This is a genomic window from Sphingopyxis panaciterrae (assembly GCF_011762125.1).
In the GTDB taxonomy this organism is placed as follows: Bacteria; Pseudomonadota; Alphaproteobacteria; order Sphingomonadales; family Sphingomonadaceae; genus Sphingopyxis; species Sphingopyxis panaciterrae.
In genome coordinates this window covers 514,019-537,089 of record NZ_JAASQN010000001.1, presented here as the reverse complement: position 1 = coordinate 537,089, position 23,071 = coordinate 514,019, and the positions used below count along the sequence as shown (strand labels likewise).

16 protein-coding genes and 1 tRNA gene are annotated in these 23,071 nt (G+C 63.1%); 7 read left to right on the top strand and 10 right to left on the bottom strand.

The features are described from left to right. The first annotated feature begins 69 nt into the window (after nucleotides 1-69). Nucleotides 70-978: a LysR substrate-binding domain-containing protein gene (locus FHR22_RS02425; RefSeq protein ID WP_166938531.1), complete on the top strand. Its 909-nt coding sequence runs from the start codon at nucleotides 70-72 to the stop codon at nucleotides 976-978. Nucleotides 979-1,061: 83 nt separating this feature from the next. On the opposite strand, the gene FHR22_RS02420 is transcribed toward FHR22_RS02425, so the two are convergent. After that, on the bottom strand, nucleotides 1,062-2,579 hold the full coding sequence (locus FHR22_RS02420; protein WP_166938529.1) for a malonate--CoA ligase: 1,518 nt from the start codon (nucleotides 2,577-2,579) through the stop codon (nucleotides 1,062-1,064). After that, nucleotides 2,576-3,901 (bottom strand): malonyl-CoA decarboxylase, encoded by a 1,326-nt coding sequence (locus FHR22_RS02415; protein WP_208417455.1) that lies wholly within the window; start codon nucleotides 3,899-3,901, stop codon nucleotides 2,576-2,578. The genes FHR22_RS02420 and FHR22_RS02415 overlap by 4 nt, the downstream gene beginning before the upstream one ends. 328 nt (nucleotides 3,902-4,229) lie before the next feature. Here FHR22_RS02415 and FHR22_RS02410 point away from each other — a divergent pair, with 328 nt between their 5' ends. Together FHR22_RS02410 and FHR22_RS02405 are read left to right on the top strand one after the other, a co-directional pair. Next, entirely contained in the window at nucleotides 4,230-5,468 is a 1,239-nt protein-coding gene (locus tag FHR22_RS02410; protein ID WP_166938524.1) for an SLC13 family permease, read from the top strand. A gap of 22 nt (nucleotides 5,469-5,490) precedes the next feature. Then, complete coding sequence (locus FHR22_RS02405; protein ID WP_166938522.1) at nucleotides 5,491-6,090, top strand: FMN-binding negative transcriptional regulator; 600 nt, start codon at nucleotides 5,491-5,493, stop codon at nucleotides 6,088-6,090. 368 nt (nucleotides 6,091-6,458) lie between these two features. On the opposite strand, the gene FHR22_RS02400 is transcribed toward FHR22_RS02405, so the two are convergent. Then, the gene (locus tag FHR22_RS02400) at nucleotides 6,459-7,145 is read right to left on the bottom strand and encodes a GntR family transcriptional regulator (RefSeq protein ID WP_166938519.1); all 687 of its coding nucleotides are present in this window, start codon (nucleotides 7,143-7,145) and stop codon (nucleotides 6,459-6,461) included. Nucleotides 7,146-7,448: 303 nt separating this feature from the next. Between FHR22_RS02400 and FHR22_RS02395 the strand changes: the two genes are divergently transcribed. The 4 genes from FHR22_RS02395 (at nucleotide 7,449) to FHR22_RS02380 (ending at nucleotide 15,869) form a co-directional block, all read left to right on the top strand. Beyond that, complete coding sequence (locus FHR22_RS02395) at nucleotides 7,449-10,166, top strand: TonB-dependent receptor domain-containing protein (protein ID WP_166938517.1); 2,718 nt, start codon at nucleotides 7,449-7,451, stop codon at nucleotides 10,164-10,166. Nucleotides 10,167-10,301: 135 nt separating this feature from the next. Continuing rightward, nucleotides 10,302-12,344, top strand: coding sequence for a S9 family peptidase (locus FHR22_RS02390; protein ID WP_166938514.1), 2,043 nt, complete (start codon nucleotides 10,302-10,304; stop codon nucleotides 12,342-12,344). A gap of 15 nt (nucleotides 12,345-12,359) precedes the next feature. Continuing rightward, a complete protein-coding gene (locus tag FHR22_RS02385; protein ID WP_208417454.1) occupies nucleotides 12,360-13,910 on the top strand; it encodes an amidase in 1,551 nt (516 codons plus the stop codon). 57 nt (nucleotides 13,911-13,967) lie between these two features. Beyond that, complete coding sequence (locus FHR22_RS02380; RefSeq protein ID WP_166938512.1) at nucleotides 13,968-15,869, top strand: M61 family metallopeptidase; 1,902 nt, start codon at nucleotides 13,968-13,970, stop codon at nucleotides 15,867-15,869. A 176-nt stretch (nucleotides 15,870-16,045) separates the two neighbouring features. Here FHR22_RS02380 and FHR22_RS02375 read toward each other — a convergent pair. The 7 genes from FHR22_RS02375 to FHR22_RS02345 form a co-directional block, all read right to left on the bottom strand. Beyond that, nucleotides 16,046-16,122 (bottom strand) — tRNA-Met (locus tag FHR22_RS02375). A 60-nt stretch (nucleotides 16,123-16,182) separates the two neighbouring features. Further along, complete coding sequence (locus FHR22_RS02370) at nucleotides 16,183-16,668, bottom strand: 2'-5' RNA ligase family protein (RefSeq protein WP_166940672.1); 486 nt, start codon at nucleotides 16,666-16,668, stop codon at nucleotides 16,183-16,185. Between the two features lie 166 nt (nucleotides 16,669-16,834). After that, the gene (locus tag FHR22_RS02365; protein WP_166938510.1) at nucleotides 16,835-17,587 is read right to left on the bottom strand and encodes an alpha/beta fold hydrolase; all 753 of its coding nucleotides are present in this window, start codon (nucleotides 17,585-17,587) and stop codon (nucleotides 16,835-16,837) included. Nucleotides 17,588-17,613: 26 nt separating this feature from the next. Next, nucleotides 17,614-18,555 (bottom strand): endolytic transglycosylase MltG, encoded by a 942-nt coding sequence (mltG, locus tag FHR22_RS02360; protein ID WP_166938508.1) that lies wholly within the window; start codon nucleotides 18,553-18,555, stop codon nucleotides 17,614-17,616. A gap of 156 nt (nucleotides 18,556-18,711) precedes the next feature. Next, nucleotides 18,712-19,974, bottom strand: a complete 1,263-nt coding sequence (fabF, locus tag FHR22_RS02355; protein ID WP_166938505.1) for a beta-ketoacyl-ACP synthase II — start codon at nucleotides 19,972-19,974, stop codon at nucleotides 18,712-18,714. Nucleotides 19,975-20,143: 169 nt separating this feature from the next. After that, nucleotides 20,144-20,380 (bottom strand): acyl carrier protein, encoded by a 237-nt coding sequence (locus FHR22_RS02350; RefSeq protein ID WP_003039428.1) that lies wholly within the window; start codon nucleotides 20,378-20,380, stop codon nucleotides 20,144-20,146. 138 nt (nucleotides 20,381-20,518) lie between these two features. Then, nucleotides 20,519-22,279, bottom strand: coding sequence for a tetratricopeptide repeat protein (locus tag FHR22_RS02345; protein ID WP_166938502.1), 1,761 nt, complete (start codon nucleotides 22,277-22,279; stop codon nucleotides 20,519-20,521). Nucleotides 22,280-23,071 lie beyond the last annotated feature (792 nt).

Sequence of the window (23,071 nt, the reverse complement as noted above, 5' to 3'; positions counted from 1 at the left end):
ATTATCGCTTGACCATATGCCCTGATCAAACGAGCATTCCGGGACATCCTGTTCTGAAATGGAATGACCATGATCCCCCGGCGTTTCCTGCCACCGACCGCCCTCCTTTATGCGTTCGAGGCGGCAGCCCGGACGCAGAGCTTCACCCTCGCGGCGCGCGAGCTCTCGCTCACCCAAAGTGCCGTCAGCCGGCAGATCCGGGCATTGGAGGAGATGTTGGGGGCGCCGCTTTTCCAGCGCGAGAAGCAGAAGGTCTATCTCACGCTTTCCGGCAAGGCCTATGCGCGCGAAATCCGCGATGCGTTGAACCGGATTTCGAATGCGACACTAGGCTTCAGGGCCAATCCCGATGGCGGTTCGCTGCATATCGCGGTGCTGCCGCTGTTCGGCGCACGCTGGCTCACGCCGCGCCTGCCCCGGTTTCTGTCGGGGCAGCCCGAGATCCGCATCAATTTGACGACGCGAGCAGCCCCCTTCGACTTCCGTTTCGACACCGTCGATGCGGCGATCCATTTCGGCCCGCCCGAATGGCCGGGCGCCAGGCTGGATTTCCTGATGAACGAGCAGCTCGTGCCGCTTTGCAGCCGCCAATTGAGGGATGAATTGGCGTGCGAGGGGCCGGCCGACCTCGTGGCCGCCCCCCTTCTCCATCTCGTCTCGCGTCCCGACGCATGGGAGCGCTGGTTTGCCGCGATGGGAGTCGATCCGGGCGAAGTGCATGGCATGCTCTTCGACCAGTTCCTTCTCCTCGTCGAGGCCGCACGCGCAGGCCTCGGCATTGCGCTCCTCCCCGAAAGCCTGATCGGGCGCGAGCTGGACCGCGGCGAACTCGTCATGCCCGTCGATCGTCGCTACGAAAGCCCGGAAGCCTATTATCTCGCGTGGCCCGACACCCATGATGATCACCCGCCGCTGGAGCTTTTCCGGACATGGATCCTGCGGGAAATGCGTGGAGCCCAACCCTGCTCGAACGATTGAATTTGCCGCGTTCCGGCCGTTTGCAGACTGTCCGCTCCCGGGCGCGCATATTGAATTGCCGGCATTCGGGGCCGATTTGCTGCTCAACCGCGCGATGCGAACAGGCAGGCATGGTGCTTGCGCAGCTCGGCCTTCTGGACTTTCCCCATCGTATTCTTCGGGAGCTCATCGGTGAACAGGACCATCCGGGGCTGCTTGAACCGGGCAAGCTTGTCGCGCAGCGCATCGGAAATCGCCGCGGCATCGGCAAATGCGGCGTCGCGCGGGACGATCACCGCCACGACCGCCTCCCCCAGATCAGGATGCGGAAGGCCGATCACCGCCACCTCTCGTACGGCTGGCAGTGCTCCGATCACATCCTCGACCTCCGCAGGGTAAATGTTGAGTCCACCCGCAATAATGAGATCCTTTTCGCGTCCGACGATGGAAATATATCCGTTTTGATCGATGCGCCCCATATCGCCGGATATGAAAAACCCGTCGCGAAACTCGGCCGCGGTCTTCTCGGGAAGACGCCAATAGCCCTTGAACACATTGGGCCCGCGAATCTCGATGACTCCGACCTCCCCCTGCGGCAGAACGCGGCCCGTCGCGGAGTCCGCAATACGGATTTCGACCCCCGGCAGCGGCAGCCCTACGGTCCCCGGAATCCGTTCGCCGTCGTAGGGGTTGGATATATTCATATTCGTTTCGGTCATGCCGTAGCGCTCGAGGATGGCATGACCGGTCCGCGCCTCGAACTCACGATGGACATCGGGCGCCAGGGGAGCGGACCCCGATATGAACAGCCGCATGTGGGAAACCAGTTCGCGACCGAACCCCGCCTCGCCGAGCAGGCGGATATAGAAGGTAGGAACGCCCATCATGACGGTGGCGCGCGGGAGCGTTGCCATGACCTCGCCGACCTCGAATCGCGGAAGAAGGATCATCGATCCGCCGCACGCCAGCATGACGTTCGTTGCCACGAACAGCCCATGGGTGTGGAAAATCGGCAGCGCGTGCAATAGCACATCGTCCGCGGCAAAGCGCCAGATGTCCCGCAGCGCAAAGGCGTTCGATGCAAGGTTGCCGTGGCTCAGCATCGCGCCCTTCGACCGCCCCGTCGTGCCCGATGTGTAGAGAATCGCGGCGAGATCATTGTCATCTCTCGCCACGGTCGCGAAGACGGGTGAAGCCCTTCGTGCCAGTTCGGCAAGCGTGCCGTCGCCTGCCGCATCGAGCGTCTCCACCTTCATGCTCCCAGCGGCCGGCAGCGCGCTGATCACGCTGGCCGCCGCCGGGTCGCAGACGAGAAGCGCCGGCTCGGCATCGCCGACGAAATATTCGAGTTCACCCGCAGTATATGCGGTATTGAGCGGCAGGAAGACGGCCCCCAGCCGCAAACAGCCGAGATACAGCAGCAACATTTCGGCGCTCTTTTCGACCTGTACCGCGACGCGATCCCCGATACCGACCCCCAGTTCGCGGAGCGCGTTGGCGTAGCGCGCCGATTCCGCCTCGACGCCGCCATAGCTCAGCGAGCGACTGTCGGCGAGCCAGGCGAAGACACGGCCACGATTCGCCGGAAATTCCGCCGCGAGGCGGCTGTAGAGGTTGCTCATTCCTGTCGTTCCATCATCTTCCCATAATCGGGTTCGAGTTTTGAAATCAGCTGCCGAAAAGGCCTGCCGATGGCGATCGAGCCACGATTGGCAAATCGTTCGTGCAGTTCCTCGATCGCGGGAAGATCGTACAGATAGTTGACCATCATGCCCGCGCTCTGCCGCAATCCTTTTTCGGAGCTGTCGGCCATCCAGTTCAGTTGTTCCAGCCGCGCCCCGTTGCCGAGATGGAAACGGGCGACCGGATCGATGGGGCGCCCCTCCTCATCCTTGCTCTCGAGAAAATACCGAAGAGCACATGCGATCAGCTGGTCGCGACAGGCTTCGATATGATCGCTCTCCTCCCCGGCCAATGCGCGATCATGGGCGCGCAGCCATTTCATGAAGCCGGGAATAGGGGAAAGCGTGACGAAACGCTCCAGGCCAGGAATCTCCCGCTTCAAATCGGTGGCAACCTGCTTGATCAGGAAATGGCCGAACGAAATGCCCCGCAGACCCGGCTGGCAGTTGCTGATGGAATAGAAGACGGCCGTCGTGGCATCCGCACCCTGCGATGGCACCCGATCCGCCGCGAGCAAATTCTGGATGCTGTCCGGAACGCCGTTTGTGAGAGCGACTTCGACAAAAATCAGCGGATCATCAGGAATCGCAGGATGGAAAAAGGCGTAACAGCGTCGATCGGACGGGTCGAGCCGGCTGCGCAGATCGTTCCAGTCGCGGATATCGTGCACGGCTTCGTAACGGATTACGCGCTCGAGCAGGCTGGCCGGCGACGACCAGTTGATCACTCGCATCGTCAGAAATCCGCGGTTGAACCATGACTGTAGCAGGTGGGCGAGATCCGCTTCCACCAGCGCCGCGCCGGGCAGGTCTCTCATGGCGAGCAAATCGGCGCGCATGCGCACCAGGGCGGCGGTGCCTCCCGGCGCGAGGTTCAGACGCCTAAAAAGTTCCTGCCGCGGCGCCTCTATCGCGCTCGCGAGATCGGGGTAGGCGCTCCAGCCCTGTGCCTGAAATTTCGCCCAAGCCGACAAAAGCGCCGGCCGGTCGGGATTGAAGCCTTGTGCAAGAACCGCGAAAAAGCCGGCGCGATCGGCTTCGCTCGCTGCTTCGTACAGGCGCAGCAGGTCCGAGGCGATCGCGACCCCCGATGCCTCGCCCCGATTCGATATGAGGTCGCGGGCCATATCGCACAGCGTCTCGACCCGCGAGCGCGCCGGGCCGGCTGCGCCGGCAGCGATGAACGGCACGTGCCTGCGCAGCAAGTCCCGCCCCTGAAGCGAGAATTTCTGCAGAAGGTCGGTCAGCGAGGAACGGTCCATCCACTCTCTCATTCGTGATACCAAAGACAAAATATCGTCGCGTTATGTATACGGTATAGCGGCATATGGAAATATGTGTATACGAAATAAAAGGCAACACGAAGTTGCCCGGAGAGGATCATGACAACATGTTTTGGCTGCCACGGCGGCATAACGACACGAATATCCCCTGCGCGCGGATCGCATCGGCGGCTGCCAGCGCAATCGGGATGAGAGATGTTCCCGTGACGTTCTGAGCGATATATGAGCTGACCGCGCCAACCGCGCTCGACACCGCACCCACTGCAGAAATGATTGCGCCGCGAAATGCGGCCGACGGGAGGATAATTTGACCCACCTCATCCTGGTCGGAACGCTCGCCCTTGTGTTCCTGATTGCGACGTTACGGCCGATCAATATGGGATTGCTGGCCTTGGCGGCAGCATTTCTGGTCAGTGCGACGCTTATCGACATTCCCGCCAAGGAGGTGCTGGCCGGTTTTCCGGGCGATCTGGTCGTCATATTGGTCGGTGTGACATTCCTGTTCGCCATTGCCGAACGCAACGGCGCAATCGAATGGGTCGTGCACGGCCTCACACGCATGTTCGGCCATCGCGCGGTTGCGATGCCTTGGGTCGTCTTCATTGCCGCGGCGCTTCTCACCTCGTTCGGCGCGCTCGGTCCGGCGGCCGTTGCGATCGTGGCGCCGGTCGCGCTGCGTTTCGCCGCCCAACATAAAATCAGCCCCTTGATGATGGGGCTGATGACGATTCACGGGGCCCAGGCCGGCGCCTTCTCGCCGACGTCCGTTTATGGCGGAATCACCAATGGCGTGATCGAAATGAACGGGGTGGCTCCCGAACCGCTCATGCTGTTTTTCGCCAGCCTGTTTTTCAATCTCGCTGTGGCCATTCTGATCTTCCTGTTCCTGGGCGGCCTGCGCCTGCTTCGCGAAGCGCCTGACAAGGCCCAGGTGCCGGAAGCGCCGCCGCCGGAAATCGAACGCGAACGGTCGCTGACCCTGCTGACACTGGGAGCGATGGCGATCGCAACCATCGCATTCGGCATCGACATCGGTGTGGCGAGCATGGTCGCGGCCGCATTTCTCGCTATCGTGGCACCGCGCTCGCAAAAAGGCGCTGTCGATCGCGTCGCCTGGTCGACGGTGCTCCTGATCGCGGGCGTCGTGACCTATGTCGCGCTTCTCCAGCGGGTGGGGACCGTCAGTGCGGCGGGCGAACTCATCGCCGGCATCGGGTCGCCGCTGCTTGCCGTTTTGCTGCTCTGTTATCTCGGCGGCATCGTCTCGGCCTTCGCTTCGTCAACCGCCTTGCTGGGCATCGTCGTACCGCTCGCAATACCTTTCTTCGACCATGGAGAGGTCAGCGCCATCGGTACGGTGGCGGCGATCGCAATCGCGACCACAATCGTCGATACGTCCCCCTTTTCCACCAATGGTGCGCTTGTCGTGGCCAATGCCGCCGAACCGATCCGCGAACGATTGGTCCGCCAGTTGCTCGGCTACAGCGCAATCGTCGCTCTGCTTGGACCGCTGGTAGCCTGGTTCATCTTTGTATTTCTGGCGTGAGCCCCGTTAAAGGAGAAACCGGATGTCGATATTCGAGCGGTTCGATGACGCCGATATACGCGCGTTGCTCGACGCCTATCCGCTGGCGTGGGTTTGCGCCGATGGCGCGGACGGCATGGAGGCAAGCCTCCTTCCGCTCGTCGGGCGCTATGACGAACAGGGAAAGCTTGTCGAACTGATCGGGCATCTCATGCGATTGAATCCGCTTCATTCCGCGCTGGAACGGCGACCTCGCGCATCCATCCTTTTCAAGGGACCCGATGCCTATATCAGCCCTGAACACGCTCGCCTGCGCGATTGGGCCCCGACATGGAATTACGCGCAGTTGCGCATCGAAGCGGAAATCATGTTCGACGATGCTTTCACCGGATCGGCTCTGACGATGCTGATCGACGAGATGGAGCGAGGGCGCCACGAGCCTTGGCATGCCGGCGAACTCGGCCCACGCTATCAGACGATGATGAAGAAGATCGTGGGGTTCCGGGCCCGCGTGGTCAGCCGGTCAGGCAAATTCAAACTGGGGCAGGATGAAAAACCCGATGTGCTGAAAAATATACTGGCGCGCCTGCCCGACACCGCAACGGCCGCCTGGATGACGCGATTCAACACCGAAAGATTGTGATGGCTAGGGTCAGGACCCATTAATTCCGCGTTCGAGGTTTGAAGCGATTTTGCTCAGAGCGAGGAGAAAAGGCGAAGGAATATGTCAATATTTCAAGGCTTTTCGACGCTGCTCTGGGCAAAATCGGTCAAATCGCGAAGCGACGCCGAAATGGCTTCGATCTCAGGCCTGGGCGGCCTTGCGGGTAGCGATGCTACCCGCTGCACCCGCCCAGGCCCGATATCTTCGCCATTTCGACGCCTCGAATGCGGAATTAATGGGTCCTGACCCTAGGGCGCGTTATCGACTGGCGCCGGCGGTCAATAGACTGGTTCCTCGGCGCAGCGCCCCGCCAATATCCGCCGGTCCCGGATTGTCCCGCTCGGCCGCTAGGCTTCGACATCCTCGCCGCTCGCGCTCAGCGTGGCCGCATGGCGTTCGAGCGCACCGGCGGCATTCATCAGATGCGCGCGCATACGCCGCGCCGCCTCTTCGCCATCGCCGCGCATGACGGCGTCGAGAATATCGCGATGCTCCTCAAACGAACGGCGGAAACGTTGGGGTTCGAACATCTGGGCACGGCGGAAGCCCGCCATGCGGTTGCGCAAAGCCAGCGCCTGCTCCGCGATGTAGCTGTTGTGCGTTGCGCTGTAGATTGCTTCGTGAAAGGCGAGATTGAACGCCGCATAAGCCTCGACATCCCCCGCCTCAATCAGGGCGGCCGAACTTTCGTGCAGGCGGGCAAGACGGACCCGTTCGAGCGGATGCATGCGATTGCTCGCCAGCCGGACGCAGAGCGCCTCCATTTCGGCGGACATTTCGAACATGTCGATCAATCGCTCGACCGATAATTCGGCTACGACGGCGCCGCGCCGCGGACGGACCTCTACCAGTTCATCCATCGCCAGTTGACGCAGCGCCTCGCGAGCCGGCGTCCGGGACGTTCCAAAACGCTGGGCGACCTGTTGCTCGTCGAGCTGCGTCCCGGGACGCAGTGCGCCCGTCGCGATCTCGTCCGCCAGCGATCGGCGTATACGCTCGGAAAGCAACGGTTCGTTTGCATGCGTGTTGGTCATCCGATCTCCCCTGACAGGCGCCCATAATTGTACAATCTTTTTGGCCCTCGGCAATCTTGTGTTCTCGTGCAGCGCATAATGGCGGATCGTGTATGCGCCATGACATTTTGGCTTCGCCCGAAGCGTCTACATGGTCGCATAAATTGCACAATTTGGTATACTTGATATAGGTAATTTGAAATATGCGTATACCATGATTGCCATTGGCGGTAATTTTTGTATATTGCAGCGCCGGAGTCGCGAAGACGCACTCCGCCTTGCGCCGCAGAGCGCCGGGAAAACAGACTTTGGGAAGGGGATCATATGTTGCAGAGGAAGTCTCGTGCGGGACGCAAGGCGATCTGGTTCGCCGGTTGTTCGGCCGCTCTTTTCGCCACCGGGACTCCGGGGTTCGCAGCAGCGCAATCCGCCCCCGACGCGAACGCCGATGAAGCCGCTCAGGCCCAGGGTCAGGAGAGCGGCGGCGACATCGTCGTTACCGGCACCCGCATCGATCGCCCGGGCTTTGAATCCCCTACCCCGCTGCTACGCCTGACGCAGGAAGATCTGCAGATCGTGAGCCGGACCAACATCGGCGCGGCGCTCGCCGACCTGCCGCAATTCAAGGCGGCAGCGTCGCCGCAAACGTCGAGCACGAATACAGATGCCGGCCGCTTTCCGATCAACATCCGCGGCCTTGGTGACAGGCGTTCGCTCATCCTGCTCGACGGCCGACGCCTGGTCAGCGACGATCTGAACACCGTGCCCTCGATCATGATCGAAAACGTCGATATCGTAACCGGCGGCGCTTCCGCGGCCTGGGGTTCCGATGCCGTTGCCGGGGTGGTCAACATGATTACCGATGGCGGTTATGAAGGCATTCGGTTGGGCGCGGAGGCCGGAATATCGTCACGCGGTGATGCGCGGCAGATCCGGTTCGAGGGCAAGTTCGGCACCTCCTTCGCCGACGGGCGCGGGCACTTCGTGATCGGCGCGGAATATGTCGACAATGACGGCATCGTTCCCAAAACCGCCCGCAAAAATACGGCGCGCTTTGCCAACGTCAACAATACACTTACGCCCGACGTCGGCCATGCGACCCGTTTGAGGGGCGGTTTCATCACGTCGGGCGTGCTCAAGGGATTTGGCTTCAACCCCGACGGAAGCCTGCGCACGCCCAACCTCGGAACCATCGTCGGCTCCAACATGATCGGCGGCGAAGGCGCTTCCAACGATGACATAAGCGTCTTGATCACCCCGCAACGGCGCTATGCGGTGATGGCCAAGGCGTCGTACGAACTGACTGATACGCTCAAGCTCAGTGTCGATATGCGCTACTCGCGCTATTATAACCACTATGTCTGGTTCGGCAGCCATAGCGACAATATTACCATCAACTCCGACAACGCATATCTGAACGACGCCGCGCGGCTGGCGATGGCGAACGCGGGACAGACAAGCTTCACGCTTTCCCGCTTCAACGACGATCTTTCGTTCGCCGATGTCGATGTCGACCGGCGTAACATCCAGGGCTCGATCGCACTCGACGGCAGCTTCGGCGACGGACGTTGGCGGTATAGCGCCTATTACAGCCACGGCGAATATCGCAACAAGCTGCGTACCCCCGGCTTCCTGATCACCCAGAATTTTGCGAGAGCCGTCGACTCGGTGATCGACCCGGCCACCGACGACCCGATCTGCCGCATCACGCTTACCAATCCGAATAGCGGCTGCGTACCGATCAACCTGTTCGGCGTGGGCGCCCCCTCGCAGGCTGCGATCGATTATGTGACAGGGACGCCGAGGTCGGACGTCCTCGACAAGCTCGATACCTATGGCGTGTCCTTGCGCGGCGAGCCTTTCGAGCTTCCCGCCGGCCCCGTGTCGATCGCGATCGGTGCAGAGGGCCGCAATCTCTCGACGGCCGCCAAAGTCGGCGAACTCGACGCCGCTCAAGCCTTCAGCACCTTCTTTTTCAGCGGCTTCAGCGGCAAATATAATATCAAGGAGGCATTCGGCGAAATCGTCGTCCCGGTCGTCAAGGACGTGCCGCTGCTCCGCAAGCTGGAACTGAACGGCGCGGTACGGGCGTCCGATTACAATACCAGCGGCACGATCTGGTCGTGGAAAGTCGGCCTGACCAACGAGTTCGTGCCGGGCGTGATCGGGCGCGTCACCCGCTCGCGCGACATTCGCGCCCCCAACCTGACCGAGCTTTATTCGACACCGACCGTTGGCTACATCGGCATTATCGATCCGCAGAATCCGGGCAACGGCAGCAACAGCACGCTCGTCTACGGCGGCGGCAACGCGACGCTCGAACCCGAGCGTGCGGATACCTGGACCGCCGGTTTTACGACCGCGCCGATGCGGGGATTGACGGCTTCGATCGACTATTTCAACATTTCGATCAAGGATGTCATTACCTCGATCGGGGGACAGGCCATCGTCGATCGCTGCTTCGCCGGCAACACGAGCCTTTGCCGCTACATCACCCGCGGCAGCGACGGTCTGATCGACAGCATTTCATCCTCGCAGGTTAATCTCTCGGAGTTCAAGACCGATGGTGTCGATGCAGAGGTGGCCTATTCCATGCCGGTCAACAACGCGGCCAACGGGCGGGTCATCTTTCGCCTGATCGGAACGTGGGTGAATAATTTCAGCACCGACGATGGCGTCACGAAGATCGACTATGTGAAGACGCAAGGAACCGCCTTCGTCAACGGCGTCCCCCGGATCAGGGCGAATGCCTCGATAAGCTATGCGAGCGATGGCTTCAGCGGCACGGTGCGGGCCCGCTATATTTCCTCCGGATTCTGGAACAGCACGCTTCCCGCGCTGACGAACAACCGCATCCCGGCCTATACTTATGTCGACCTGCAACTGAGCCAGAAGATCCCCGTCAGCGAAGGCAAGGATTTCGAACTCTACGGAAGCATCTCCAATCTGTTCGACAAGGCCCCGCCGCTCAGTTCGGGTTTCTCGCCCTATTATGACGTGGTCGGGCGTTATATGTCGGTCGGCGCGCGGCTGGAGTTCTGACCTTGAGGGGACCGGTATCGGCTCGCCGCAGGTGAACGCCGGACAGATACGGGCTTCCGCGGACGGAGACCACCTCCGCCGCGGAATTCCCCCGGCAAATGGTCCGGATATCATGTTGATTTGGAGTTTGATGATATGACCCATGGCGGCACGCTGCGTCGATCGGGGCCGTTGCGGACAAATATGCTTGCCGGGTGCCTGATGGTCGTCGCCGCGTCTCTCGGCCCCGCCCTATCCGAACCCGCCCGCGCCGAGAATCCGGACCGGGCCGTCCGGTCGCAGCCGATCGTTCCCGATGACATCATGGGTCTCACCGATGTCGGCGATCTGGAGATATCACCCGATGGCCGGCAGATCCTTTATGTCACCCAGCCGACAATCGCCAACTCGCGCCCTTCCCGGTCCGAGATATGGGTCGCGCCGGCAGACAGGAGCACGCCCGCCCGCCGTTTGACGGGCGGCGATGCGGTGCTGGAACGCAGTCCGCAATGGTCACCCGATGGCAGCAGCATCGCCTTCCTCTCGAACCGGTTCGACAGCGGCGCGCCCCCGGCTGTCGAACCGTCCCGGCAGCTGTGGCTGGTCCCTGCCAAGGGCGGCGGCGAGGCGCAGTCCTTGACGGCAATCGGGCGCGACATTGCCGGTTTTCGCTGGTCTCCCGACGGACGCAGCATTGCATTCCTTGCGCCGCCTCCGCTTTCCGCTCAGGCAAAAGCCGAACGGGCGGCGAAGCGCGATTGGGTCGAGATCGATGCGCCACAGGACCTTGCGCAACTGTGGATTCTCGACCTGGCTTCGCGCAGCCTGCGGCAGGTCGCCGTGGCACAGCGCAATATCTCGGAGGTGAGCTGGGCCCCCGATGGCAAGCGCCTGGCGGTTCGGGCCGCCGCCACATCGGGTCTTAACGATCTCTTCTATCATTCCGAACTGCTGGTGCTGGATGCCGCCACGGGCCAGGTTCAGAAAAAGCTGTTCGACAATGTTTTCAGCACCGGAAGCTGGTCCCCCGACGGAAAACGCCTCGCTTTCACCGCCCCCGAAGAGGGGCTGATCGGGATCCGTGCCTTCGTCGCCGATATCGACACCGGGGCCGTCAAGCAGCTTGGCGCGACCATCGACGGAACGATCCGCGAGGTACAATGGTCCACCGACAATCGCACGCTGCTCGCCCGAACGGTCGTCCATACGCGCGACACGCTGTTTCGCGTCGATGTTGCGACCGGCCGTTTCAGCCCGCTGATTGCCTTTGACGGACGGATCGGAGATTTTTCCGTTGCCGATGACGGCAGTATCGCGCTTGCCGGCAGCCAGCCCGATCGCGCCGCCGATATCTGGGTTTACGCGAGCGGCAAATTGCGGCTCGTATCCGACATCAATCCCCAGATGCGCCGATGGAAAATCGGCAGGACCGAGGAGCTCAGCTGGAAGAGCAGCCTCGATGGCCGGCCGATCTACGGCGTGCTCGTCACGCCGCCTGGCCATGTTCCCGGCACCCCGGCAAAGACGGTTGTTCTCGCGCACGGCGGGCCGCACGACAGCTGGGCAACAAGCTGGCAGGGAAGCTGGATCGACTGGGCACAGGTGCTGGCGAGCCACGGCTATGTCGTGTTGCTTCCCAACCCGCGCGGTTCTGCCGGCCAGGGAACCGGCTTTGCGCGCGGCGTCGTCGGCGGTTGGGGCACCCGCGACTATCGGGATATTACCGACGGCCTCGATTTGCTGGTCGAACGCAAGATCGCCGATCCGGCACGATTGGGAATCGGCGGCTGGAGCTATGGCGGTTTCATGACGTCCTGGGCCGTGACGCACGACACGCGGTTCAAGGCGGCGGTGGTCGGCGCCGCCCTGACCGACCAGTATAGTGCGGCACTCGCGACCGATACGCCCGATTTCATCACATCCTATTTCGGCATGCCGCCTTCCGGCATCGCTCAGATGGACGCATCGTCACCGATGCGGGCGGTCGATCGCGTGACCACGCCGGTCCTCGTCCTGCACGGACAGGAAGACCGGCGTGTACCGCTTGCGCAAGGCCAGGGCTTTTATCGCGGCTTGCGCCTGCTGGGGAAAGAGGCCCGGATGATCGCCTATCCGCGCGAACCGCACAGGATATTCGAATATGAGCACCAGCTCGACATACAGCGCCGGGTGCTTGCCTGGTACGACGAGCATTTGTGACAGGAGATAGACCGGATGAAGAGCGCCCATATTCCTGCCGGGCCCACCCGCCGCGAGATATTGGCGGCCGTGCCTGCGCTCGTCGCCGCCGGCCCGGCGCTGGCCGCGGAAAGGGGAGCTGGTCAGATGAGTGACCTTCTCGACATGAGCGCGGTGGCGCTGGCGCGCGCGCTGGCGAAGAAGGATGTGTCCGCGCGCGAACTGATGGCGGCGCACATCGCCCGGGTGGATGCGCTGAACCCGGAATATAATGCGATCGTGTCGCGCATCGGCCGCGAGGATGCGCTCAAGCAGGCGGCCGCAATGGACGAGGAAGCGGCGGCGGGCCGCTTCGGGGGCGTACTTCACGGCTTTCCGCACGCGGTCAAGGACACGGCTGCGGCGAAGGGGCTCCGGTTCACCCAAGGCTCACCGATCCTGAAGGACAATGTACCGTCGGCGGACTCGCTGGTTGTCGGCCGGATGCGCAATGCCGGGGCGATCTTCGTCGGCAAGACCAACGTCCCCGAGTTTGCACTGGGATCGCATTCGTACAACCCCGTTTTCGGGACGACGGGCAACGCCTTCGACCCGCGGAAGTCGGCGGGCGGCAGCACCGGCGGCGGGGCGGTTGCGCTCGCCTTGCGAATGGTCCCGCTCGCCGACGGCAGCGACTTCGGCGGGTCGCTCCGCAATCCCGCCGGCTGGAACAATATCTTCGGATTCCGCCCGTCGTGGGGCCGCGTGCCGTCGATTCCGAACAGCGACCTGTTCTGGCAAAATTTTGCGACCTCGGGTCCGATGGCCCGAAGCGTAAGCGATCTGGCGCTGCTCCTGTCGGTGCAGGCGGGGCCGGACAAGCGCGCGCCCTTCGCGCAACAGGACGATCCGGCGATATTCGCTCAGCCGCTCGACCGCGACTGGAAGGGCAAGCGTATCGGCTGGCTCGGCGATCTCGGCGGCGCGCTGCCGATGGAGGCGGGTATCATGCAGACCTGCGAACAGGCACTGTCTGCCTTTCGCGCCATCGGGATGCGGGTCGACGCAGCGCAATTGGCAGAAGATCCGGGCGCGATGTGGCGCACTGCCGTGACGCTGCGCCATTGGTCGGTCGGGGCGGATCTGGAGGGTTATTATGACGATCCGGAGAAGCAGCGGCAAATGAAAGCCGAGGCCGTCTGGGAGGTGGAGGGCTACAAACGGTTGACCGCCCCGGAACTGACCAAAGCCTCGGAAGGACGGACGCGGATTTTCGAGGCATTTCGCAAAGCATTCGAGACGTTCGACTTTCTCGCGTTGCCGACGGCGCAAGTCTTCCCCTTCGAGGCGGAGCAACATTGGCCGCGCGAGATTGCGGGGATCAAGATGGACTCATACCATCGGTGGATGGAGGTTACCCTTCCCCCGACGATGGCCGGATTGCCGGTATTGGCAATCCCCGCCGGCTTCGGCGGCGCGCATCGCCTGCCGATCGGCATCCAGCTGATCGGTCCGCGCAATGCCGACCTCGCGGTTCTCCAACTGGGCCATGCTTATGAGCAAGCCTCGCCGTGGATCGCCCGGACCAAACCGCCTGCCCTTCGCTAGAGTCGCCGCCTCCCGGTTGCGGTAGCACCGGATCGACCCCTGATCGGAACGCTTTCCATGCTTCGCCCGCTTGCTCTTGCCGCCCTGCTCTTCGCGACACCCGCCACCGCTCGGAATTCCGCGCCGCAGCCGGTGCCGATCGAGGACCGGATACCCGCTGCGCGCGATGTCGATTTCCCGGGGATGATGACGCTGAAAGTCGACGCGACCGACGTGCAGCAGGCGATTTTTCGCGTGAAACAGACGATTCCGGTGACCAGGGCCGGACCGATGGTGCTGCTGTCGCCGGCATGGCTTCCAGGCGCGCATTCGGCCGCCGGACAGATTGAGAAGCTGACCGGGTTGAAAATCGGGGCGGGCGGCAAGCCGGTCCGCTGGACGCGCGACCCGGTGGACATGTGGGCGTTCCATATCGAGGTGCCGCGAGGCGCGAGCCAATTGGATATCGAGTTTCAATTCACCTCCCCGACCAAACCCGATCAGGGCCGCATCGTGGTCGCGCCGAACATGCTGAACCTGCAATGGAATCATGTCAGCCTCTATCCCGCAGGATATTTTACCCGCCGCATTCCGGTGCAGGTCACGGCGACCTATCCCGAAGGCTGGGTCGCGGTCGCCGGACTGCCTGCCAAGCGGCAGGGGCGCGATTATGTGTATGAAAAGACGGACTATGAGACGCTCGTCGATTCACCGGTCTTTGCGGGCCGATATTATCGCGAATGGAAATTGTCCGATCGGGTGGACCTCAATGTCTTTGCCGACGAGCCGGGAGAGCTGGAAGCGAAACCCGAGCAGATCGAAGCACATCGAAAGCTCGTGGAACAGTCGGCGAAGCTGTTCGGCGCCCAGCATTATGACCGTTATGAGTTTCTGCTGGCCATCAGCGACGAGCTGGGCGGAATCGGGCTGGAGCATCACCGCAGTTCCGAAAACGGGGTCAAGCCGGGTTACTTCACCAAATGGGCAGACGGACCGGGATCGCGCAATCTGCTGCCGCATGAACTGACCCACAGCTGGAATGGCAAGTTTCGCCGCGGCGCCGATGCATGGACGGCGGATTTCAGGACGCCGATGCGCGATTCCCTGCTCTGGGTTTACGAGGGACAGACCCAATTTTGGGGATATGTCCTTCAGGCACGGTCGGGGATGGTATCGAAACAGGATACACTCGATATGCTGGCGAACATCGCCGCCAACCTCGACAATCGCCCGGCCCGGACATGGCGGCCGTTGATCGACACCACCAACGATCCCATCATCGCGCGGCGCCGTCCGAAAGGCTGGGTCAGCTGGCAGCGGTCGGAGGATTATTACAACGAAGGCCTGCTATTGTGGCTCGAGGTCGATGCGACCCTGCGCAAACAGTCGGGCGGAACAAAATCGCTCGATGATTTCGCGCACGCCTTTTTCGGAATGCGCGACGGGGATTGGGGCGTGCTGACCTATGATTTCGATCAGGTGGTCGCGACGCTGAACGCCGTTCACCCCTATGACTGGGCGAGCCTGCTAAGGGCGCGGCTCGAGGGTCTGGACGCGCGCGCCCCGCTATCGGGTTTCGACACCAATGGGTATCGTCTCGTGTATACCGACGAGCCGACCGCGGCGTTCAAAAATCTGCAGAAGAGCCGCAGTCAAACCGACCTCAGCTATTCGCTGGGGCTGGTGATGGGAAAAGCGGGAGCGATCAGCGCGGTAACATGGGATTCGCCGGCGTTTGAAGCGGGCCTGGATGTCGCCGACACCCTGGTCGCGGTGGCCGGCCGCGAATATTCGGAGGAGCGGCTGATCGAGGCGATCAAGGGCGCAAAAGGGACGAATACGCCGATCAGACTGCTGGTGAAAAGCGGCACGCGCTACCGCGATGTCGCCATCAACTACAGCGGCGGCCTGCGCTATCCGCGCCTTCAAAAAACCGGCACCGAAGAGGCTGGGCTGGACCGGCTGCTGGCACCGCGCTGACGTCGGCCGCCCATCGCACGGAGATGCCGCGGGACATGGCGGGCGCTATCGCCGACCTAGGGCGCCAGGAAGGCTAATGAGTAAGAACCGGCGCACATATCGACACGATGCAAACCGTTTCCGGCTTGTTCCGCTGGCCAAAGTGGCTGAAATCGACAGAAAGGCCCGGATTTTATTGGTAGCGGAGGAGGGACTTGAACCCCCGACACCCGGATTATGATTCCGGTGCTCTAACCAGCTGAGCTACTCCGCCCCAAAGGGTCGCCGCGTGGGCGAGCAGCGCCTATAGGCACGGCCGCAGCCGCGGTCAATATCATGCGCGCCGCCCCCGAAAATTAGCCGCAAACACTGGCTCCCACGGGCCGCCGCGATAGTCATGCGCGGCGAGTCCCGCGATCGGGAGCGGGCCGGGGCGGAACGCATCCGACAGTTCGGCGAGCAGCGCCCTTGCCTGCCCCGGCGCCACCTTGTTCTGGACCGTGATATGAAGGCGCGGCGTGCCCCGATCCTGCGCGGAGAGGGCGCCGAAGAAGCGATCGGCGATGCGTTCACGGATTGCGAGCAGGTCGGCGCTCTCGATCCGGTACGCGACCCCGCCACCGAGCGAATAGACCTCGCGAAGCATCGCGGCGGGCGGCGGCGTGTCGCCGGCGATCGCGCGGATCAGCCGGGTCAACTCGTCGCGGCACGACGGCGGCAGCTGGTGAAAGAGCGTGATATGCGCCGTAAGATGGTTGCGATCGGATGGAAAATGCGCGGCGCGCAGCGCATCGAACCGACGCTGGTCCGCCGTGCCCATCGTCGCGGTCACGATGATGGGCACGGCGCCAGCGGCCGGGACGGGAGGGGGGATGTCCGGGCCGGCTATCGCGCGGCTCTGCGGGATGCCAGCGCGCATCCCCTCAACCAAAGAATGACACCGGGGTCAAATTGAGTGCGCCGCTCACAATGATCGGATATATCGATCAAAGCCCGTTCCAGAAAGCCGTGAGCGCCGCCGCCACCGCGTGCGGGCGCTCGGCAATGGCCCAATGCCCGGCCCCGTCGATCACGGTCAGTGGCGTGCCGGTGTTCGCGGCGTAGCGTTGCGCAACCGACAACTCGACATAGGGATCGCCTTCGCCCCAGACCAGCGCGCCGTTCGCGGGCAGTTTCGGGATGTCGAGCGCCCAGTCGTGCGCGAAGCTCAGCCCCTTCGCCGAGCGGTAGAGCTTCAGGATCGCGCGCCGCTTGTCCTTGTTCGCCCATTGTACGGCCTCTTCGGCAGCGATGTCGGCGGGCATGCCCGCCGCCGCGAGCCCCTCGGCAAGCTTCGCGGGCTTGCTCAGCGCCATGAAGATTTCGCCGAGCACCGGGGTATTCCAGATGCGCGCGAGGCGGTGCCCGCGATAATCGGGATCGATAACGGCGTTCGATATCGCCCAGCTCCGGATCAGATCGGGGCGCAGCATCGCGGCGCGTTGGGTGATCAGGGCGCCCCAGTCGTGGCCGACGATGTCGATCGGGCCATGTTGCGCGAACAGCGCTTCGGCTTGCCCGATCGCCCAGCCGGCATAGGCTTCCTTCGTCGCGGGGAAGCCGGCGGGGAGCGGAGCGGTGAAGCCCGGGAGCGCGGGAACCGCGACGGGGGTCGCGCCAAGGTCGAGTATGGCGAGCAGCGGGCGCCAGATGGCGGGGCTGTCGGGGACGCCGTGGAGGAAGAGCTTTGCCGTGGTCATTCGAATCCCTTCCTCGAACCGCGCGGTTATTCCATCTCCCCGCGCTCGCGCCGCAGCTGGTACCATTTTTGCACATTGGCATTATGTTCGGACAGCGTCCGCGCGAAGATGTGGCCGCCGTCGCCCTTGGCGACGAAGAAGAGATAGTCGTTCGCCTCGGGGTCAAGCACCGCGGCGATCGAGGCCTTGCCGGGGTTGGCGATCGGTCCCTTGGGCAGGCCGATCATGCTGTAGGTGTTATATCCGTTCACCGCCTGGATTTCGGAGCGCAATATACGGCGGCCGAGCGGTTTGCCCCTGGTGATCGGATAGATGATCGTCGGGTCGGCCTGAAGCTTCATGCCGACCGCGAGGCGGTTCGTGTAGACGCCCGCGACGGTGCGGCGCTCGGCGGCGACGCCGGTTTCCTTCTCGACGATCGAGGCGAGCGTCATTGCCTCGTTGCGATCCTTGACCGCGGTGCGCGGGCTGCGCTTCTTCCACAGTTCGGCGAACGCCTTGTCCATCGCCGCCTGCATGCGTTTGACCACGGCGGCGCGGCTTTCGCCGGTGGTGAAGGCATAGCTGTCGGGAAGGATGCTGCCTTCGGCGGGCACCGGGATTTTGCCCTTCAGCCGCGGCTCGGCCATCAGCCGGTCCCACACCATGATCGAGGGCATGCCCTCGGGGATCATCACCAGCCGCTGGATCGTCTTGCCCGACTGGAGCAATTTCAGGATGTCGCCTGCGTCCATCCCCTTTTCGATCTTATACTCGCCGGGCTTGATCGGGTCGTCGGAGCCGAAGAAGCGCGCCTGGTTACGGAAGTCCGAGGCAGATACCGCCCCCGCGGTTTCGAGAAGTTCGCCCGCCTTCGCGATGCTCGCCCCCTGCGGAATGACGACCACGGCATCGCGCGGCGCGCCACCCGAACAGGCGGCGAGCAACAGGGCCAAGATCGCAATCGTCAGCCAACGGAACGAATGCACCAGATTCTCCCTATTCGGCGCTTAGAATATGATGACTTTACCCTGGTCCCCTTCCCGTCATTGCGACCCCGGCGAAAGCCGGGGGAAGCAATCCAGAGCGGTTAGCGCACACTCTGGATTGCCACGCGGCTTCGCCGCTCGCAATGACGAAAGAAATCAGTCTTCGACCGCCTTGACGATCAGGCTGGCGTTGGTGCCGCCGAAACCGAAGCTGTTGTTGAGCGCCGCCTTGACCTTGCGCTTTTTCGCGACGTGCGGGACGAGGTCGGCACCCTCGGTGCCTTCGTCGGGATTGTCGAGGTTGAGCGTCGGCGGGACGATCTGGTCGCGAATCGCCAGGATGCAGAAGATCGTCTCGACTGCGCCGGCACCGCCGAGCAGATGTCCGATGGCGGACTTGGTCGAGCTCATCGATACATTGCCCATCGCGTCGCCGAACAGGCGCTTCACCGCGCCGAGTTCGATCGTGTCGGCCATTGTCGAAGTGCCGTGCGCGTTGATATAGTCGATGTCGGCGGGGGTCATGCCCGCCTTCTTGAGCGCCGCGCTCATCGAGCGGAAGGCGCCGTCCATTTCGGGATCGGGCGCGGTGACGTGATAGGCGTCGCCCGACAGGCCATAGCCGACGACTTCGGCGTAGATCTTGGCGCCGCGCGCCTTGGCATGCTCATATTCCTCGAGCACGACGACGCCCGCGCCTTCGCCCATCACGAAGCCGTCGCGGTCCTTGTCATAGGGGCGGCTCGCCTGTTCGGGGCGGTCGTTGTAGCTCATGTTGAGCGCGCGCGCCTGGGCGAAGCCGGCGATGCCGATCGGGCAGATCGTCGCCTCGGCGCCGCCCGCGAGCATGATGTCGGCATCGTCGTCCTTGATCATCCGCGCCGCGTCGCCGATCGAATGCGCGCCGGTCGAACAGGCGGTGACGACGGCGTGGTTCGGACCTTTCAGGCCATATTTGATGCTGACTTGGCCCGAGATCAGGTTGATCAGGCGGCCATGGACGAAGTGCGGCGAGACGCGGCCCGGCCCCTTTTCGGCGAGCAGCAGGCTTTCGCTCTCGATGCCCGGCAGGCCACCGATGCCCGATCCGATCGAGCAGCCGGCGCGCACCTTCTGTTCTTCGGTAAGATCGGTGAGGCCCGCATCCTCGAGCGCCTGGCCCGCGGCGTCGATGCCGAAGATGATGAACGGATCGACCTGGCGCTGCACCTTGTGGTCGACGCGCTTGCCGGGGTCGAAGCCATATTCATGGTCGGGGCCCTTGACCTCGCACGCGATCGTGCATTTCTGGTCCGATGCGTCGAAATGGGTGATGGTACCGGCGCCCGATTTGCCGGCGATCAGATTTTTCCACGTGGTTTCCACGTCGGCGCCAAGCGGCGTCACCAAACCCAAACCCGTCACCACAACCCGGCGCATAATCGTTCCTTTCATCGGCCCCCGTCCCCGCGGGGTGCCGCGTCATTTCAGAAGACGCATATCCATAAAAAAAGCTTCCCGGCCACTGCGCGCGAACGCTCGGGACCGGGAAGCCGGAAACGCGTGGGCGGCGTCGCCGCCGCGTCCGGCCACGCCGGACAGAGCCATATTAGCCCTTGTTCGCTTCGATATAGTCGATCGCATCCTTGACGGTCGCGATCTTCTCCGCCGCATCGTCGGGGATTTCGACGCCGAATTCTTCTTCGAACGCCATCACCAGTTCGACGATGTCGAGGCTGTCTGCGCCCAGATCATCGATGAAGCTCGCTTCTTCGGTGACCTTGTCGGCTTCGACGCCCAGATGTTCGACGACGATCTTTTTAACCTTTTCGGCCGAATCGCTCATGCGCTATTCCTTTTCTGACTAAGCCGTGAATGTCGGGGTTTGCCCTAGTGCGCGGCGGCGGGGCTGGCAAGAGGGCTGGCGCCGGATGGTTGGCGCCGCGTGCTTTCTGCCTGATATCGCACCATCAAGGCAAGTGTTTCACGGCAGGGGTTTCGTCGCAGGCGCCACGCCCGCTTCGCGCAGCGCCGCGGAGGCGCGCTGGATCACCACGGGGGTGATAACGAACTGGCGCAGCACCTGTTCGGGCGGCGCGGCGGCCGGCTGCTTCGTATAGTCGAGCAGGCGCTGCCACTGGCGCCGCGCTTCGAGCAGGTTGCCCGACCTCGCCAGGACGACCGAACGCACCATCAGATATTGCGGCTCCATGTTGCTCGGCGACGGCATATGATCGAGGATCGACAGCGCCTCACCCTGCTCGCCGCGCTGCGACAGCAGGAAGGCCAGCGTTACCGCGGGCACGCCGGGATAGGAGGAATCGAGCGCGAGCGACCGGCGCAGCAACGCCTCCCCCTCCTCCATCTGGCCGCAGGTCGTCTTGAACAGGCCGAGGAAGCCGGAGATATCGGCATCATAGGGATTGAGCCGGATCGCCCCGTCGCCCATCGCATTACCCGCGGCGCAATTGCCCGAATAGAAATTGGCGCGCGCCATCGCGAACAGGCCGGCGGAACTGCTCGGGCCGTTCTGATAGCTTTGTTCGGCAAACGACCGCGCCTCGGCGAAGGCTTGCTGTCCGGTCTTGGTCTGCCGCCGCGGCTGCCAGTCGCCAAAGCGCAGGAGCGACAGCGCGGTAAGCGTCACCGGATCGGTCGGATTGGCCTTGAGCGACACGCGGAGGCAGGCGTCGACCTGCTCGCGCCCCTGCGCATGGCGCATCTGGCGCATGCGATTGAACTGGGCGAGGCACGGAAAGCCCGGACTGAAATTGTCGGGCTCGCGCTGAACCTGGTCGCGCACGATCACGCCGAAATCGCCAGCGACCTGCGCGATCGCGGGGTCGATCGCGGCAAATTCGGGCACCTCGTCGGCGGTCAGACGAAGCTGCTGCGACCAGATGGTACGCTGGTCGGCGACGCGGTTGAGCACGAGCGTGACATCCACATTGCCTTCGAGCGTCCGCACCAGCGACGTGTCGAGGCGGTAGTCGACGCGGCTTCCGGCCGCCGTATCGCCCGGCGCGCCGGCACTGCGGAGGTCGACGAGATCAAAGCGGCGAAGGCCGTCGCGCAGCTTGCCATCGAGCGCGCGGGCAAGCGCGCGCGATGGTCCGCTGTCGCCCGCGAGCGGCGCGCTGACGTCGAGCAGCGGCATCGCGACGGGCTCGGAGGCGAGCAATTTGCCCTTTCCGGCCGTGAACCACCATCCGGCAAGCAGTGCGAGCGCGACGATCACGATCGCGGCGGCCCAGCGCAGGGGATGCCGGCCGGATATGGCGCGCGACGGCCCGCCGGGCGGCGGCCGATCGGCAGGCGCAGCCTGATCGGCGCCCGTCCCCTCCGCCGCGTCGCTCCGCTCTTCGGGCGAGCGCGCCGGGGGGGCGTTGCGATGCTGGACGACGACTTCATAGCTGCCCTGCGGCACCCGCAGCCGGTGGACCCATGGTGTGTCGGCATAATAGCGGTCGAGCAGGCTGCGCAGGCGCCCGACCATGACGCGCGGATAGCTGTCGACTGCGGGATCGAAATCGGCGCTGCGGCCCAGCGCCTCGGTTGCGATCGCATAGGCCTTGGGCGCACTGCGTCCGCCGCGCAGACGATGTTCGACAAGGAATTGCAGGAGCCGCGACAGGACGGGCGAACGGATGAACATCGGCGATTCGAGCAGCCGCTCGCATTCCTGCACGATGATCCGGTCGGTCTCGCCGCTATCCTGTGTATCGTTCGCTTTCGCGTGGTCCATGCTACCCCTCAAATGCTCCGACGAGCGGTGCGGTAGATACGCCAATCACAAAACGCAGCCAGCCATTGTTACTACCTCGTAACGGTAACAAACGCGCCACGCTCCCTCAAATCTCAAAACGGCCGCGGCAAACGGCCCGGAAAAGCGTCGAACAAGGTTAACGAACGGTTATCAACTTGCTACACCCCGCTACGTGACCTCATGTAACTGCAATCTGTCACCGGTTTCTGTAATTTTCATATTGTCGCGGTGTCCCCCCACAGCGCCGCGGTCTGGTCTGAGACATGATCTCAGTTGGACGGATTGAAGCCGGTGGGTCGAAAGGTGCGAGCTGGTCCCTGGCACCGTTCGGAATATCTTCCGGCTTCATGCACTGAGACTTCGCCGGGTGGGATGCAGCCCCACCTGCTTTCTACCCGGCGAGTCCGCTTCCCTTCGAAATCCTCTGCGACCTTTCTTACAGGATCGCTTTATCATGCTGTGCCGATACGGAAAGCATAAAGCTTAGTATCGTATCGAAAATGGCACCAGACGCCGCGCGATTTGGATCGCGGCGCTCGGGTGGCGTCTGCGTGGGGTGGAGCAACCGTTCCCACGCTGACTAACCGTCGCCGGCGGCTTTCGGCCCTCCCCATTTGTCATCCCGGGCTTGACCCGGGATCCCGCTTTTTTTGAAGTGCTCTGCAGTTTTCGAGTTCAAGCGTGACCCCGGATCAAGTCCGGGGTGACAATGGTTATAAACGTCAACAATCGGCCGATGATGGTCACTCCCGCCGCGGCTCCGCACGCAAA

Excerpts from the sequence above, each read along its gene's own strand:
- FHR22_RS02400 (WP_166938519.1), bottom strand. The coding sequence starts at position 7,145 with ATGACCAACACGCATGCAAACGAACCGTTGCTTTCCGAGCGTATACGC.
- FHR22_RS02380 (WP_166938512.1), top strand. The coding sequence starts at position 13,968 with ATGCTTCGCCCGCTTGCTCTTGCCGCCCTGCTCTTCGCGACACCCGCC.
- FHR22_RS02420 (WP_166938529.1), bottom strand. The coding sequence starts at position 2,579 with ATGAGCAACCTCTACAGCCGCCTCGCGGCGGAATTTCCGGCGAATCGT.
- FHR22_RS02405 (WP_166938522.1), top strand. The coding sequence starts at position 5,491 with ATGTCGATATTCGAGCGGTTCGATGACGCCGATATACGCGCGTTGCTC.
- FHR22_RS02415 (WP_208417455.1), bottom strand. The coding sequence starts at position 3,901 with ATGGACCGTTCCTCGCTGACCGACCTTCTGCAGAAATTCTCGCTTCAG.
- FHR22_RS02350 (WP_003039428.1), bottom strand. The coding sequence starts at position 20,380 with ATGAGCGATTCGGCCGAAAAGGTTAAAAAGATCGTCGTCGAACATCTG.
- FHR22_RS02365 (WP_166938510.1), bottom strand. The coding sequence starts at position 17,587 with ATGACCACGGCAAAGCTCTTCCTCCACGGCGTCCCCGACAGCCCCGCC.
- FHR22_RS02385 (WP_208417454.1), top strand. The coding sequence starts at position 12,360 with ATGAAGAGCGCCCATATTCCTGCCGGGCCCACCCGCCGCGAGATATTG.
- FHR22_RS02370 (WP_166940672.1), bottom strand. The coding sequence starts at position 16,668 with ATGGGCACGGCGGACCAGCGTCGGTTCGATGCGCTGCGCGCCGCGCAT.
- fabF (WP_166938505.1), bottom strand. The coding sequence starts at position 19,974 with ATGCGCCGGGTTGTGGTGACGGGTTTGGGTTTGGTGACGCCGCTTGGC.
- FHR22_RS02345 (WP_166938502.1), bottom strand. The coding sequence starts at position 22,279 with ATGGACCACGCGAAAGCGAACGATACACAGGATAGCGGCGAGACCGAC.
- FHR22_RS02425 (WP_166938531.1), top strand. The coding sequence starts at position 70 with ATGATCCCCCGGCGTTTCCTGCCACCGACCGCCCTCCTTTATGCGTTC.
- FHR22_RS02390 (WP_166938514.1), top strand. The coding sequence starts at position 10,302 with ATGACCCATGGCGGCACGCTGCGTCGATCGGGGCCGTTGCGGACAAAT.
- FHR22_RS02395 (WP_166938517.1), top strand. The coding sequence starts at position 7,449 with ATGTTGCAGAGGAAGTCTCGTGCGGGACGCAAGGCGATCTGGTTCGCC.